Below are 13,846 nucleotides of genomic sequence, written 5' to 3'. Positions count from 1 at the left end.
CGCTCAATAGCTGAGCAGCCGCGTCAGGCGAAGTTTTCGTTCCAGACATCCACACCCAGTTTGACGATCAGCGCCGCCACCACGATGAGAAATACGAGGCGGACGAACTTGCTTCCCCTGGCCACGGCTGTTCTGGCGCCCAGATAGCCTCCCGCCATGTTGGCCAGTCCCAGGACCAGGCCGACGCCCCACAGCAATGAGCCATGCGGCAGGAAGAAGATGAGCGCTCCGGCGTTGGTTGCCATGTTGACAATCTTGGCTTTGGCGCTGGCTTCCAGGAAGGCATAGCCCATGGCCGAAACCAGGGCTATCACCAGGAACGAACCAGTACCGGGGCCGATAAGGCCGTCGTAGAAACCGATGACACCGCCAATAAGGCAGGCCACGACGTAATGCTTGTGGCCATCATGCCGCAAGGCCGTCAGCTCGCCTGCGCTGGGACGCAACGCGGTAAAGATCGCGACGGCGATCAGCGCGAGGACGATGATCGGCTTGAAAACACTCGCGGGCAGTGATGCGGCGAGGATTGCACCGCCGAAGCTTCCCGCCAGGGCAATCACCGCCATGGGAATCGCGGTCTTCAGGTCCGGCCCAACGCGGCGATAGTACGTCACTGCACTGGTCGTCGTCCCGAAAATCGAACCCATCTTGTTGGTCGCCAGCGCTTGGACGGGCGTGATGCCGGGCACCAGCAGCAGGGCGGGGAGCTGGATCAGTCCCCCGCCCCCAACTACTGCGTCAATCCAGCCGGCTGCGAATCCTGCCACCACAATCAGGATGACAGTGGTGAGCTGGATGGATTCGAAACCGGATATCAACGGGAACGAACGGCGTTGACCACGTAATCCACGGCCTTGTCCACGGAGACGTTCTCGGCCTCGCCACTGCGACGGTCCTTGATTTCAACAACGCCTTCTGCCAGTCCGCGTCCAACGGCAAGGATGGTGGGCACACCCACAAGCTCGGCGTCGCCGAACTTGACGCCGGGAGATACCTTAGGCCGGTCATCGAAGATGACGTCCAGCCCGGCAGCCTCAAGCTCGTTGGAGAGCCTCTCGGCGGCCTCGAAGATTTCCTCGCCGCGTCCGACAGCCACGACGTGGACATCGGCCGGAGCAACCGAACGGGGCCACACGATGCCGCGCTCGTCGTGGTTCGCTTCAGCCAGGGCGGCAACCGCACGGGTCACGCCTACGCCATAGGAGCCCATGGTCACGACTACCTGCTTGCCGTTCTGGTCCAGGACCTTCAGGTCGAGGGCTTCGGCATACTTCCGGCCGAGCTGGAAAATGTGTCCCATTTCGATGCCGCGTGCGGTTTCCAGGGGGCCGGACCCGTCGGGGGCGGGATCGCCTGCGCGGACTTCGGTGCTCTCGATGACGCCGTCCCAGCCAAAGTCGCGGCCGGCCACCAGGCCGAAGACGTGCTTGCCCTCGGAGTTGGCACCTGTGATCCAGCTGGTGCCGGACACAACCCGGGGGTCGACCAGGAACAGCACCTTGGAGGAGCCTTCAAGTCCCAGGACAGGCTGGTCAAGGGACAGCCCGGGTCCGATGTAGCCCTTCACGAGCCACGGCAGCTTCTTGAGGTCTTCCTCATTTGCGGCCTCAAGTCCGATCTCGCCTGCAATGGGCAGGTGGGATCCGATGTTTGCTTCCACGCGCTTGAGGTCAACTGCACGGTCACCCGGCACGCCGATCACGACGATCTGGCGCTCACCGGTGGGCAGCGTCACGGCGAGGACCACATTTTTGAGGGTGTCGGCGGCCGTCCAGGCGCCGCCGTCGGACTCGCCGCGCGGAGCGAGCTGGTTCGCTGCGTTCACCAAGGTCTCGATGGTGGGGGTGTTCGGTGTATCCAGCACCTCGGCGGCAGGGGCGTTGCTGAAGTCGATGTCATCGGGGACAACGGTGGTGACAGCTTCGACGTTGGCGTAATAACCGCCTGCGGAGCGAACGAATGTGTCCTCGCCGATGTCGGTGGGGAACAGGAATTCCTCGCTCTTGGAGCCACCCATGGCACCGGCCGTGGCGGCGACAGGAATGACTTCAAGGCCCAGCCGTTCGAAGATCTTCAGGTAGGCAGCGCGGTGGGCGGCGTAGCTGGCGTCGAGGCCGGCGTCGTCGACGTCGAACGAGTAGGAGTCCTTCATGATGAACTCGCGGCCACGGAGGAGACCCGCGCGGGGACGGGCTTCATCGCGGTACTTGTTCTGGATCTGGTACAGGCTCAGCGGCAGGTCTTTGTAGGACGAGTACAGGTCCTTGACCAGCAGGGTGAACATTTCCTCGTGCGTGGGGGCCAGCAGATAGTCGGCACCCTTGCGGTCCTGGAGGCGGAACAGGCCTTCGCCGTATTCGGTCCAGCGGTTGGTGGCCTCATATGGTTCGCGCGGGAGCAAGGCCGGGAAGTGGACTTCCTGGGCCCCGATAGCGGCCATTTCCTGGCGGATGATCTCTTCGACCTTGCGCAGGACGCTCAGGCCCAGCGGCAGCCAGGTGTAGATACCTGGCGCGGCACGGCGGATGTAGCCGGCGCGGACCAGGAGCTTGTGGCTGGCGACCTCGGCGTCGACGGGATCTTCACGCAGGGTGCGCAGGAATAACTGGGAAAGGCGAAGGACCACGGGTACGTATCCGTTTCTTTGGCAGGTGTGGCAAAACAACTGCGTACTAATCTACCGGCTTGCGGCCTTGCGCCTTTAATGTACGGATTCACCCACCGCCTTGCCCTGAACGCGGAAGAGCCACGCCTTCGCGAGTGGAAGCCCCTGGCCGCCGTGGGCTGGTCATCCTGCGAGGGCGTGGCTCAACGACCGGCCGGCCGCAAGCGTTATCCGTTGACTACTTGGTCTTGCCCTCCAGGGCGACGAGTACGCCTGCGACTGCGAAGAACTTATTGCTGCCGAGCTCGCGGATGGTGTCGATACCCAGGGAATCCTTCAAGGCCTTTGCCGTGGCATCCGTGACACCCGCCAAGGCGGCCGGAGATGCATCCAGAATTTCCTTGAGACTCTTGTCCTCGTACGCCTTGTCCAGTGCTTTGGAAAGATCAACGCCAACTGCCATTGTCACGATTCCCCTCAGTGATCATCCGCGCCCCAACGACACGGTTGGGATGAACCTATGTGATGGCGGACACGATTTCAAGGATTTTTGTACTTTCGATGGACAAGGAAAATCCTTGACCCGGATGTGAAGCAGTCTTAGCTTTAATTCATCAGTTGGTGAATTATTGGATGTTCGTGAGGCCACCATGTCGCACATTGCCCGTCACGCCGCTCCCCCGCCCTCCGCCGCCATCAGCACGGCAGGACTGCACGTTTCACTGGGACGTGCGCCCGTCCTGCGCGGGCTCGACTTTTCGGTCGAATCCGGCCGGATAGCCGGACTGCTGGGGCCATCGGGAAGCGGAAAGACCACCCTCATGCGCGCCATCGTCGGAGTCCAGAGGATCACCCGGGGCTCAGTGACCGTGCTCGGTTTGCCCGCCGGAAGCGCGCCGTTGAGGCACGACGTCGGGTACGTCACCCAGGGCGCCAGTGTCTACGGCGACCTCAGCGTCGAAGCGAATGTCCGCTACTTTGGCGCCATGCACGGCGCGACGGCGGCCGACGTCACCGAGGCGATTGCCGCCGTCGGCCTTCAGGACTTCGCACGGCAGAAAGCCGCTGACCTGTCCGGTGGCCAGTTCAGCCGTGTGTCCCTGGCATGCGCGCTGGTGGCCCACCCGAAACTGCTGGTTCTGGACGAGCCAACCGTGGGTTTGGATCCCGTGCTTCGTGCCGAGCTGTGGGAGCGTTTCGCCGCCATGGCTGAGCAGGGAACCACCCTTTTGGTCTCCAGCCACGTCATGGAGGAAGCCTCCCACTGCTCCACCTTGCTGCTGTTGAGGGACGGCCTACTGCTGGCCCAACTCACACCGGCCGAGCTCGCCGAACGCGGACACAGCGACGACCTCGAACGGGCGTTCCTGACCATAATCAAGGCCGCTGGCCGCGGCCAGCAGGAAAGCCAGGTGGCATCGTCATGAACCTTGGAATGACCATCGCAACCACCGCCCGCGTCCTGGGCCAATTGCGGCACGATCACCGGAGCGTGGCGCTGATCCTCGTGGTGCCGGCCCTCCTGCTGACGGCCGTGTACTTCCTCTACGAAAACGAAAGCCTGCCACCAGGGGCGCCCAGGACGTTTGATCGGGTGGGCCTGATGATGCTGGCCATCTTCCCCTTCGTGGTGATGTTCCTGGTCACCTCCATCACCATGCTCCGCGAACGCACCTCCGGGACCCTGGAGCGGTTGCTGACCACACCCATCCACAAAGCGGACCTGTTGTTCGGCTACGCCTTGGCCTTCTCGATCATGGCGGCCCTGCAGTCCCTCGTGGCTACCGGGGTGGCGTACTGGATTTTCAACCTTGACATCAAAGGAAGCCCCGGCCTGGTGGTGCTGATCGCCGTGATCAACGCAGTGTTGGGGGTCGCCCTCGGTTTGCTCTGTTCGGCGTTCGCGCGGACGGAGTTCCAGGCCGTGCAGTTCATGCCGGTGGTGGTGGTCCCCCAGATCCTGCTGTGCGGACTGTTCGTGGCACGCGAAGACATGAACCAGGTTTTGGAAGGCATTTCGGGCGTCCTTCCGTTGACTTTCTCGGTGGATGCCCTGAAGGAGATCGCAAGTAGTTCCGAGGCAACCTCGGCAATGTGGCAGGACGCTTTGGTGATGGCTGCGATCGTGGTGGGCGTGTTGGTCCTGGCGTCGCTGACCTTGCGGCGTCAAACGCGATGAGCCTTCCGCAGCTGCGACGCGGCCGACGCAGCCCGGGAGATCACTCCAGGGAAGCCATAGTGGCCGCCGCCCGGACGCTCTTCGCCGAACAGGGGTTCGAGGGTACTAGCCTGCGCCAAGTAGCCCGCGAGGCCGGCGTGGATCCGGCCATGGTGCACCACTTTTTCAAGGGCAAGGACGAGTTGTTTGCAGCCAGCGTCGAATTGCCTGCAGACCCCGCGGAAGTCCTGTCCGACGTCGAGAACGTGGCGCCGACCGTCAGGGCGGAGGCGATTGTCCGTGCCGTCCTGGAGCTGTGGGAGGGCCCGGCACGGCACGCGTTGGTCGCTTTCGCCCGGGGCACCATCGGTTCACAAGCCAAGACGGCCCTTCTGCGGGAAATGGTGACCAGGGCCGTCCTGCCTCGGATCACGGCCGGGTTGCCGGGCTCAGCAGAGGAAATACGCCTGCGCGGCAACCTGGTGGCTACGCAAGTGGTGGGACTCATGCTGGCGCGATACGTGATCCGGATGCAGCCCCTGGCGTCCGCCCCTCGCGATGAGGTGGTCCGGTTGGTTGCCCCGAACATCCAGCGCTACCTCACGGGCAACCTGGACTCCCCCAAGTAGCTGGCAGTTGGGCTGCTACTTGATCAGTGCCGCAGCTTGGTTGACGAGATCCACCGCCCGGGCAATCGCCTCTTCCTCGGTCTTGCCTCCGTAAGCCAAACCGGTAATCACGATGCCATCTTTTGCGCCCCGGACCATGATCATGGATTGCTTTCGCCCGTCGGCGAGGACAGAGTCGGTCCGCATCGCCATGGAGAGCGGAGTGGACACGATCGCCTCAACCTTTCGAGCCTTAAGGGTCACTGTCGTTTCCCCCATCTTCATAGTCATCCCGGAGCAATCGCTGATTTGATCCTGCTTTGCGAAGTCTGCCTTGATAAGTTCCTCGTCGACCCCGGAAGACAATGTGACGCCGGTGGAAGAGCCAGTGGAGGTATCGAGGCTTGTCCCTACAACACCTTTCACATTTTCAGTGGGGAGCAGGCTTGCCAGCATCAGTTCCTTGCACTCAGCCGGCTCGATGACAGCGCCTTCAAACATCGCCCGGCTCTGCTGTTCCACTCCACTCGCATCGGCCATGGACATAACGGACAATTTCAGCCCGTTGATGTCGCGCAACTGCAACGCAATAGCCGTGAGCTCCTCTGCGGTGTACTGCTTAGCCGCGGTGGCGGTCGGCGTGGGTGTCGCCGCCGCCGTTTCGCTGGTCGGCGCGGACGCCGCTTCCGTGGAAGTACCGGCACCGCCGCACGCGGCAAGGCCCATAACCAACAGTCCTGACACGGCAAAACCGCGCAGCGCATTCTTATTCATTTGTTCCCCAACGGAGTTTTGAGTGATGCGGTGGCATGCGCCATCCGCGATAAGACTACAAGCAGCGGACTCCAGCCCTAAAACAGGACCGTCGCGAACGTGCCAACCTGTTCAAAACCCACGCGCTCGTAGGTGGCACGGGCTTTGGTGTTGTAGTCGTTGACGTACAGGCTCGTCACCGGGGCAAACGACCTTGAGAGATTGACGACGGCGGCCATGTAACCGGCGCTTTGGCCGCGACCACGCAGCTCCGGATTCATCCACACGCCCTGGACCTGGGTGACTTCCTTGGTGACAGCCCCAAGATCGGCCTTGAAGACAACCGTTCCTGCAGCGTCGATATGAACCAGCGAATGGCCTTGCCTTATGAGGCCGGCGACCCGTTTGCTGTAGAACTCCTGGCCACCCAGGAAGGGCGAGTAGCCAACTTCTTCCTCGAACATGGCGGCGCAGGCAGGCAGGATCCTGTCGAAATCCGCCATCGAGCCAAAGGTCAGGTCAGGATTGGCGGTGATGACGGGGCCGCCGGAAATGGAAAGAAGTGGTTGCTCGGCGCGGACCTCGTGGGCAAGATGGCCCAACTGCTCAAAGCGGGAATACAAGGCCAGCACGGTTTCGGCGGGTCCGAAAATCGAAGCGTACCGGCGCCCGTTGTGATGGGCCGCGTTGGCCACGTAACCGGCAAGCCCGGGATCCAGTTGGACGGGGACCAGATTGGCTCCGGCCCAGCACGCACCCAGGAGGGTGTCGCCGTCGAAGACTCCGTACACGCTGGCGCCGCCACTGGTAGGCGCCGCGGTTCCAGTGCTTTCGAGGTGGGCCAGGATGAAGACGTTGGCCACCGCGTCCTCGTTTGCGAGCGCGCGAAGGGCCAGGGTGTCGGCGCCGCCGAGCACCCTGACCCCTAAGCCGTTCTCGTTACGAGACGCTAACCACGGGGCTACCCTTGACAGCATCTTCGCCATCGGCCTCCCCCATCTCTTCAGCGATACGCATGGCCTCTTCGATCAGTGTCTCAACAATTTCGCTCTCCGGCACAGTCTTAATGACTTCGCCCTTCACGAAAATCTGGCCCTTGCCGTTTCCGGAGGCCACGCCAAGGTCCGCTTCGCGTGCTTCGCCCGGTCCGTTGACGACGCAGCCCATGACCGCAACGCGCAGCGGGATCTCCATCCCTTCCAGACCGGCAGTCACCTGCTCCGCAAGCGTGTAAACGTCCACCTGGGCACGGCCGCAGGACGGGCAGGACACAATCTCAAGCTTGCGGGGGCGCAGGTTCAAGGACTGCAGGATCTGGTTGCCCACCTTGATCTCCTCCACCGGCGGGGCGGAGAGGGAAACGCGGATGGTGTCGCCGATGCCGCGGGAAAGAAGCGCACCGAAGGCCGTGGCCGACTTGATGGTTCCCTGGAAGGCCGGTCCGGCTTCGGTCACGCCCAGGTGGAGTGGCCAGTCGCCCTTCTCTGCCAGCATCTCGTAGGCAGCCACCATGACCACGGGGTCGTTGTGCTTGACCGAGATCTTGAAATCGTGGAAGCCGTGCTCTTCGAACAGTGACGCCTCCCAGACAGCGGACTCAACGAGTGCCTCGGGAGTGGCCTTGCCGTACTTCTTCAAGATGCCCGGCTCAAGGGAACCCGCGTTGACACCAATGCGGATGGAGGTGCCGTGGTCGCGGGCAGCGGCGGCGATTTCCTTCACCTGGTCATCGAATTTGCGGATGTTGCCGGGGTTCACCCGTACGGCGGCACATCCTGCTTCGATGGCGGCGAAGACGTACTTGGGCTGGAAGTGGATGTCGGCGATCACGGGGATCTGGGACTTCCGGGCGATGATGGGCAACGCTTCGGCATCGTCAGCGGAGGGGCAGGCAACGCGCACAATGTCGCAGCCGGACGCAGTAAGTTCGGCAATCTGCTGGAGGGTGGCGTTGATATCGGTGGTGGGCGTCGTGGTCATCGACTGAACGCTGATGGGCGAGTCAGAGCCAACGCCAACGGAACCGACCTTGATTTGCCGCGTTTTGCGTCGCGGGGCAAGGACGGGGGGTGGGGCTGCTGGCATTCCCAGGCTGACCGAGGTCACGTGGACTCCTTGGGTTGGGGTGGATCGTTGTGGTGGAGGTAGCCCGGGCTAGGAAGCGTGGGCTGCCAGGACGCCAATGATGGGGGACCATTCCGTGGTGCGGATGCCGGCGATAACTCCGGCTTCGGCGAATGGATCCTGCTTGAGGAGGTCATTGAGTTCTGCTTCTTCAGAGGACTTGAAGATCAGCAGCGCACCAGCACCGTCGCCGTACGGGCCGCTGGCGAGCAGCTTGTTGTCCTCTGCCAGTTCGGCGAGCCAGGCACGGTGTGCTGGGCGGGCTTCGTCGCGGAGGGCGTCGGAATCGGCGACGTATACATACTCAACAGCGAAAACAGTCATGGTGCTAGCCTATCCCCCTTGCCCGGCAGGAAATGTTCACAGTGGCATGAATAGTCATGGCTCAACCGAAGATGTTCACGGGCTTGACGATGTCCGCGTATATCAGCAGGACGCTCATGCCAAGCAGCAGCGCCGCCACGACGTAGGTCACGGGCAAGAGCTTGGCAATGTCGAAGGCTCCGGGGTCCGGCTTGCCACGCAACTTGGCCACCCGGCGTCGTACTCCTTCGTAGAGCGCACCGGCCACATGGCCGCCGTCGAGCGGCAGGAGCGGGATGAGGTTGAAGATGGCCAGGGCGAAGTTCAGCCCCGCCAGCAGCCCGATCAGGGTTCCGATCCTGGTCTGCAGGGGTACCTGCTCCATGGCTGCTACTTCACCGGCTACCCGGCCTACGCCCACCACGCTGATGGGTCCGTTGGGATCCCGTGGCTCTTCGCTGAAGGCTGCCTTGGCAACCCCAACCACCCTTGCGGGAAGGTTGAAGATCACACCGGAAATCTGCTTGATGTTCTCTCCCGCCATGGGGAGAACGGCCGACGCCGGTTGGGGCACCAGGGCGCTTTGCGCGCCGATGCCCAGGAAGCCGACTTCCTGGTACTGCAATACGCCGTTGGCGTCCTGGGCCTGCCGGCCATCGGACCCGATGACAGGGCGCGATGAGAGTACAGGTGTCACTGTCGTCTCGACGGACGCGCCGTTCCGTTCCACGGTGATGGGGACTTCCCTGCCGGCGGAGGCCCGGATCCAGCCGGTCAGCTCGTCCCAGTTGGTGACGGGCTTGCCATCAAAGGAGGTGACGGTGTCATTGGGCTGGAGGCCCGCCGCCGCCGCCGGAGTGAGCTTGCAGTCGGCAGAGTCGGGGTCGACGGTTTCCCCCACCGCTACCTGGCACTTGGAAACATCGGCGATGGTGGTGGTCGCTTTGGCAACGCCGAAGCCCATGAGGAGAACTGCCAGCAGGACCAAGCCAATGATCATGTTCATGGCCGGCCCGCCAAGCATGATGATGATTTTCTTCCACACGGGCAGCTTGTAGAAGACCCGTCCTTCATCGCCGGGTCCCACCTCTTCATGGGCCACGGAGCGCGCCTCGGTGGCGAGCGTCTGGAACATGCCCGTGCTGGAAGGGCGGACGCCGCCGTCGTCCCTGTTGGGCGGGTACATGCCGATCATGGAAACGTAGCCACCCAAGGGCAGCGCCTTGAAGCCGTACTCCGTTTCGCCCTTCTTCTTGGACCAGAGCGTGGGCCCGAAACCGATCATGTACTTGGTGACGCGCACCTTGAAGAGTTTCGCCGGCACCAGGTGGCCTACCTCGTGCAGCGCAATGGAGACAGCAACGCCGATTGCGACGAAGATGACTCCAAGAATGAAGAGAAGGACGGGACTCATGCCGGTGGGACTGCTTCCGTAAGGGGTTTGGGGGCTACAGGGCGCTGCTTGAAGCTAAACGATCGTGGGTTCGGGCTCGTGCCCACTTCTCAGCATCCAGCACGGACTCCACAGTCAGCTCAGAGGAACCTGAATGTTCGCTGAGGACGGATTCGACCGTATCCACGATGTCGGTGAAGCGGATGCGGCCCGCATGGAAGGCTTCTACGGCTTCTTCATTGGCCGCGTTGAACACAGCCGGGAAGGTGCTGCCCTGCTTGGCAGCGTCCTTGGCGAGGTCGACGGCGGGAAAGGCCACCGCGTCCAACGGTTCGAACGTCCAGCTTGTGGCCTGCGTCCAATCGCAGGCCTTCGCAGCGCGCGGAACCCGGTCCGGCCACGCCAATCCAAGGGCGATGGGAAGGCGCATGTCCGGCGGCGAGGCTTGGGCGATGATGGATCCATCCACGAACTGGACCATCGAATGGACCACGGACTGGGGATGGACCACCACATCGATCCGGTCCAAGGGCACATCGAAAAGCAGGTGGGCTTCGATCACTTCCAGGCCCTTGTTGACCAGGCTGGCTGAGTTGGTGGTCACCATGAGCCCCATGTCCCAAGTGGGGTGGGCCAACGCCTCCTGCGGGGTGACATGATGGAGCTCTTCGCGGGTGCGGCCGCGGAAGGGACCCCCGGAAGCTGTCAGGATGAGCTTCTCCACTTCCTGGCCTGTCCCGGACCGAAGGCATTGGGCGATCGCGGAATGCTCTGAGTCCACTGGAACGATCTGGCCCGGACGCGCTGCGGCTTTGACCAAGGCACCACCAACGATCAGCGATTCCTTGTTGGCAAGGGCAAGAGTCGCTCCGGTGCCGAGCGCAGCGAGCGTGGGGGCAAGTCCGATGGAGCCGGTGATGCCGTTGAGGACAACATCGCACTCGATGGCAGCTATTTTTGTGGAGGCCTCGGGGCCGGCAAAGATGTCAGGGGCGAAGTTCTTCAGGCCCGCTTCAGCCGCGGCGGCCTCGATCAGTCGCTGCAGGAGGGCAGGATCACCCTGCGCAATGCCCACTGCCTGGACCCGGGTGTGGACCGCCTGCTTCGCCAGGAGGTCCAGGTTTCCTCCGCCGGCGCTCAGCGCCACAACCTCGAAACGGTGCGGGGCTGCGTCGACGACGTCAATCGCCTGTGTGCCGATGGAACCTGTGGACCCGAGGATGACGATCTTGCGCGGCTGCATGGCTTAAGTATCCCAGCCGGCACCGGCAGCGGCGAACGGGTTCGCCCGGACGGAAGGCCGCTTGGCTTGACCGCGGGACTCCCCTGCGTACCGTGGAATTGTGGAATGGCTGTCCTGGTTTGATGCGTGGGACCACGAATTCGCCCGGCAAGTGCTGCAGCGCGGCACGGCGGCACTCTATGCCGTGGCCTTTCTGTCAACGTTGAACCAATTCCCTGCCCTGTTGGGCGAGCGGGGACTGTTGCCCGTTCCGGATTTCCTGGATGTTGCCCGACGGATGGGCAGGCCCACGCTCTTCCGCCGCTTCTACTCCGATGCCATGCTTAGGGCGGTGTGCTGGGTGGGAATCGCCGTGGCAGCACTGTTGTTGATCGGCGTCCCGCAAGCAGGTCCTCCGTGGCTGCCGATGCTGGCCTTTCTTGCCCTGTGGATTCTTTACATGTCGATCGTCAACGTCGGCCAGACGTTCTATGGGTTCGGTTGGGAGATCCTGCTTCTCGAGACCGGATTTGTCGTGGCTTTCCTTGGCTCGGACCAAACGCCACCGCCGACCCCCATCCTGGTCCTGATCACCTGGCTGGTGTTCCGGCTGGAGTTCGGCGCGGGCATGATCAAGATCCGTGGCGGAAGGGAGTGGCGGGACATGACGGCGATGTTCTACCACCACGAGACCCAGCCAATGCCCGGCCCGCTCAGCAGGCAGGCCCACCTTCTGCCCCGATCGCTGCACAAGGTTGAAGTGGTGGGCAACCACTTTGCACAGCTGGTGGTGCCGTTCTTCCTCTTTGCGCCGCAGCCGCTGGCCAGCATCGCCGCAGGGATCATCATTGTCACGCAACTGTGGCTCGTGGCATCCGGGAACTTCGCGTGGCTGAACTGGGCGGCAATCGTGCTGGCTTTCGCCGCCGTAAGCGACCCCGTTGCCCACGCGGTCTTCCCGCTCATCCCGCTTGAGTGGCACCCGGGCGCCCAAACCCCGGTGTGGTGGCTCGCCGTCGTCGTCCTGGTGACCGGCTTGCTGCTGGTCCTGAGTTATCGACCGCTCCTGAACCTCTTTTCACGCCAGCAGCTCATGAACGCCAGTTTCAACCGGTGGCGCCTGGTCAACGCCTATGGAGCGTTCGGGACCGTCACCAAACAGCGCATCGAGATCGTGGTGGAAGGGACCATGGACGTGGAGCCGGACGCTCCCGATGACAACTGGCAGGAATACGGCTTCAAGGGCAAGCCCGGCGACGTTCGCCGCCTGCCCCGGCAATGGGCGCCATACCATCTGCGGCTGGATTGGATGATGTGGTTCCTGCCGCTGCGGACCGTGCACGAGGATTGGTTTTACGCTTTCCTCAACAAACTGCTGGAGGCGGACGCGCCAACGCTTGGGCTGCTTCGCCATGACCCGTTCGACGGCGAGCGCCCCCGTTGGGTGCGGGCGCGCAGCTACCTGTACCGCTTCGCCACCCGGGCCGAGTTCCGCGAAACCGGCGATCGCTGGGTGCGGGTGCTGCTCTACGAAGCCATTCCACCGCTGGGGCTCCGCCCTGGTCGGCGACACTCTGCGTAGCGACCCACTAGCCCTTTAACTGCCCACTTTTGCCGGTGAAGTGCCCAGCCCGCGCGGGGCCGCGGTGGACTCGCGGACAACCAGGTGCGTGGCCAGTTCGACCCGGCGGGAGTCGATTTCCTCGCCGCTCCTCTGGCGGAGGATGAAGTTGAGCGCCGACCGGCCCATGTCCTGCAGAGGTTGGGACACAGAGGTCAGCGGCGGGAGCGACTCTTCCGCTTGCGGCGTGCCATCGAAGCCGACAAGGCTCATGTCCTCGGGGATCCGGATGTTCTGCCGCCTGGCCTCAGCCAGCACGCCAAGGGCGATGCTGTCGCTGCCCGCGAAGATTGCCGTGGGCGGTTCCTCCAAGGCCAGGAGTGACTTCATTGCAGCAACTCCGTTCGTGGACCGGAAGGGGCCTGCTGAAATGTACTCCTCCACGACAGGTACCCCCACCGCCATCAGCGCGGCCATGTACCCGTGCAAGCGGGCTTGGCTGCACTCGGCACCGGCCGGACCCCCGATATAGGCGATGCGGCGGTGTCCAAGGTCAAGCAAGTGCGTAGCTGCGGCCTTTCCGCCGGCCCAGTTGCTGGCTCCAACACTGAATACGTCTCCCGGCGGCGGGTTGAGCGGGTCGACCACCACAACCGGTATCCGGCGACGCTGGAACGCCTCCAGTTGCCCCGAACCAAAAGCTGACGTAACGACGATCATGCCGCTGCGGCCTTCGTCGAGCAAGCGCTGGGCGCGCTCTTCCGGGCCCAACGGCGAGCCCGTTTGCCGGCTGGTGACAGAGAGGATGACCTCCATGTCCGAGGCCGCGGCCTGCTCGAGGATTCCGTTCAGCACTTCCACGGAATAGGCGGAGTTGAGGGAGTCGAAGACCACCTCAACAGCCTGCTGCGCGGGAGGGCTCTTCCGTTGGAGCGGGGACCTGTAGCCGGTCCTCTGCAATGCGGCGAGAACGCGGTTCCTGGTTTCCTCAGCGACATCCTGCCGGCCGTTGACCACCTTGGATACCGTCGGGGCTGAAACGCCCACTTCCTTGGCGACGGCGGCCAAGGTCAACTTGGGCGGACGGACTTCTCGAACCATGGTCCCCAACTTTCGAAA

General features: G+C 63.2%; 14 protein-coding genes. 4 read left to right on the top strand and 10 right to left on the bottom strand.

Features of this window, described 5'->3' with window-relative positions:
- Positions 1 to 23: 23 nt before the first annotated feature.
- The 3 genes from PQ627_RS16240 to PQ627_RS16230 all read right to left on the bottom strand — a co-directional run bounded on the left by PQ627_RS16240 (position 24) and on the right by PQ627_RS16230 (position 3,068).
- Positions 24 to 818 carry a sulfite exporter TauE/SafE family protein gene (locus tag PQ627_RS16240; RefSeq protein WP_274262522.1) on the bottom strand — a complete coding sequence of 265 codons (795 nt, stop codon included), beginning with the start codon at positions 816 to 818 and terminating at the stop codon, positions 24 to 26.
- Positions 815 to 2,626: a proline--tRNA ligase gene (locus tag PQ627_RS16235; protein ID WP_144663009.1), complete on the bottom strand. Its 1,812-nt coding sequence runs from the start codon at positions 2,624 to 2,626 to the stop codon at positions 815 to 817. The genes PQ627_RS16240 and PQ627_RS16235 overlap by 4 nt, the downstream gene beginning before the upstream one ends.
- 217 nt (positions 2,627 to 2,843) lie before the next feature.
- Complete coding sequence (locus PQ627_RS16230; protein ID WP_262278536.1) at positions 2,844 to 3,068, bottom strand: hypothetical protein; 225 nt, start codon at positions 3,066 to 3,068, stop codon at positions 2,844 to 2,846.
- 187 nt (positions 3,069 to 3,255) lie between these two features.
- Between PQ627_RS16230 and PQ627_RS16225 the strand changes: the two genes are divergently transcribed.
- The 3 genes from PQ627_RS16225 to PQ627_RS16215 are packed head-to-tail and all read left to right on the top strand — an operon-like array spanning position 3,256 to position 5,392.
- Positions 3,256 to 4,032, top strand: a complete 777-nt coding sequence (locus PQ627_RS16225; RefSeq protein WP_274262521.1) for an ABC transporter ATP-binding protein — start codon at positions 3,256 to 3,258, stop codon at positions 4,030 to 4,032.
- Between the two features lie 8 nt (positions 4,033 to 4,040).
- Positions 4,041 to 4,784, top strand: a complete 744-nt coding sequence (locus PQ627_RS16220; RefSeq protein WP_274262587.1) for an ABC transporter permease — start codon at positions 4,041 to 4,043, stop codon at positions 4,782 to 4,784.
- On the top strand, positions 4,781 to 5,392 hold the full coding sequence (locus PQ627_RS16215; protein ID WP_274262520.1) for a TetR/AcrR family transcriptional regulator: 612 nt from the start codon (positions 4,781 to 4,783) through the stop codon (positions 5,390 to 5,392). Before PQ627_RS16220 ends, PQ627_RS16215 begins: the two co-directional genes overlap by 4 nt.
- Positions 5,393 to 5,407: 15 nt before the next feature.
- On the opposite strand, the gene PQ627_RS16210 is transcribed toward PQ627_RS16215, so the two are convergent.
- The 6 genes from PQ627_RS16210 to dxr form a co-directional block, all read right to left on the bottom strand.
- Entirely contained in the window at positions 5,408 to 6,145 is a 738-nt protein-coding gene (locus tag PQ627_RS16210) for a hypothetical protein (RefSeq protein WP_274262519.1), read from the bottom strand.
- A gap of 77 nt (positions 6,146 to 6,222) precedes the next feature.
- Positions 6,223 to 7,101, bottom strand: coding sequence for a GNAT family N-acetyltransferase (locus PQ627_RS16205; RefSeq protein ID WP_274262586.1), 879 nt, complete (start codon positions 7,099 to 7,101; stop codon positions 6,223 to 6,225).
- Positions 7,064 to 8,230 (bottom strand): flavodoxin-dependent (E)-4-hydroxy-3-methylbut-2-enyl-diphosphate synthase, encoded by a 1,167-nt coding sequence (ispG, locus tag PQ627_RS16200; protein ID WP_144663005.1) that lies wholly within the window; start codon positions 8,228 to 8,230, stop codon positions 7,064 to 7,066. Before ispG ends, PQ627_RS16205 begins: the two co-directional genes overlap by 38 nt.
- Before the next feature lie 48 nt (positions 8,231 to 8,278).
- Entirely contained in the window at positions 8,279 to 8,572 is a 294-nt protein-coding gene (locus tag PQ627_RS16195; RefSeq protein WP_144663004.1) for a YciI family protein, read from the bottom strand.
- A gap of 61 nt (positions 8,573 to 8,633) precedes the next feature.
- Positions 8,634 to 9,965: a M50 family metallopeptidase gene (locus PQ627_RS16190; RefSeq protein WP_274262518.1), complete on the bottom strand. Its 1,332-nt coding sequence runs from the start codon at positions 9,963 to 9,965 to the stop codon at positions 8,634 to 8,636.
- Between the two features lie 34 nt (positions 9,966 to 9,999).
- Positions 10,000 to 11,187 carry a 1-deoxy-D-xylulose-5-phosphate reductoisomerase gene (dxr, locus tag PQ627_RS16185; RefSeq protein ID WP_274262517.1) on the bottom strand — a complete coding sequence of 396 codons (1,188 nt, stop codon included), beginning with the start codon at positions 11,185 to 11,187 and terminating at the stop codon, positions 10,000 to 10,002.
- Positions 11,188 to 11,287: 100 nt separating this feature from the next.
- Between dxr and PQ627_RS16180 the strand changes: the two genes are divergently transcribed.
- Positions 11,288 to 12,748, top strand: coding sequence for a lipase maturation factor family protein (locus PQ627_RS16180; RefSeq protein ID WP_274262516.1), 1,461 nt, complete (start codon positions 11,288 to 11,290; stop codon positions 12,746 to 12,748).
- A 15-nt stretch (positions 12,749 to 12,763) separates the two neighbouring features.
- Here PQ627_RS16180 and PQ627_RS16175 read toward each other — a convergent pair whose 3' ends face one another.
- Positions 12,764 to 13,828, bottom strand: a complete 1,065-nt coding sequence (locus PQ627_RS16175) for a LacI family DNA-binding transcriptional regulator (protein ID WP_144663000.1) — start codon at positions 13,826 to 13,828, stop codon at positions 12,764 to 12,766.
- Positions 13,829 to 13,846 lie beyond the last annotated feature (18 nt).

It is taken from the genome of Paenarthrobacter sp. AB444, from assembly GCF_028736865.1.
Classification (GTDB): Bacteria; Actinomycetota; Actinomycetes; order Actinomycetales; family Micrococcaceae; genus Arthrobacter; species Arthrobacter nicotinovorans_B.
The sequence above is the reverse complement of the archived record's forward strand: the minus strand, read 5'-3'. Positions and strand labels throughout refer to the sequence as shown.

Coding starts and splice junctions, on each gene's coding strand:
- PQ627_RS16230 (WP_262278536.1), bottom strand. CDS start 3,068: ATGGCAGTTGGCGTTGATCTTTCCAAAGCACTGGACAAGGCGTACGAG.
- PQ627_RS16225 (WP_274262521.1), top strand. CDS start 3,256: ATGTCGCACATTGCCCGTCACGCCGCTCCCCCGCCCTCCGCCGCCATC.
- PQ627_RS16220 (WP_274262587.1), top strand. CDS start 4,041: ATGACCATCGCAACCACCGCCCGCGTCCTGGGCCAATTGCGGCACGAT.
- PQ627_RS16215 (WP_274262520.1), top strand. CDS start 4,781: ATGAGCCTTCCGCAGCTGCGACGCGGCCGACGCAGCCCGGGAGATCAC.
- PQ627_RS16210 (WP_274262519.1), bottom strand. CDS start 6,145: ATGAATAAGAATGCGCTGCGCGGTTTTGCCGTGTCAGGACTGTTGGTT.
- PQ627_RS16205 (WP_274262586.1), bottom strand. CDS start 7,101: ATGCTGTCAAGGGTAGCCCCGTGGTTAGCGTCTCGTAACGAGAACGGC.
- PQ627_RS16195 (WP_144663004.1), bottom strand. CDS start 8,572: ATGACTGTTTTCGCTGTTGAGTATGTATACGTCGCCGATTCCGACGCC.
- PQ627_RS16190 (WP_274262518.1), bottom strand. CDS start 9,965: ATGAGTCCCGTCCTTCTCTTCATTCTTGGAGTCATCTTCGTCGCAATC.
- dxr (WP_274262517.1), bottom strand. CDS start 11,187: ATGCAGCCGCGCAAGATCGTCATCCTCGGGTCCACAGGTTCCATCGGC.
- PQ627_RS16175 (WP_144663000.1), bottom strand. CDS start 13,828: ATGGTTCGAGAAGTCCGTCCGCCCAAGTTGACCTTGGCCGCCGTCGCC.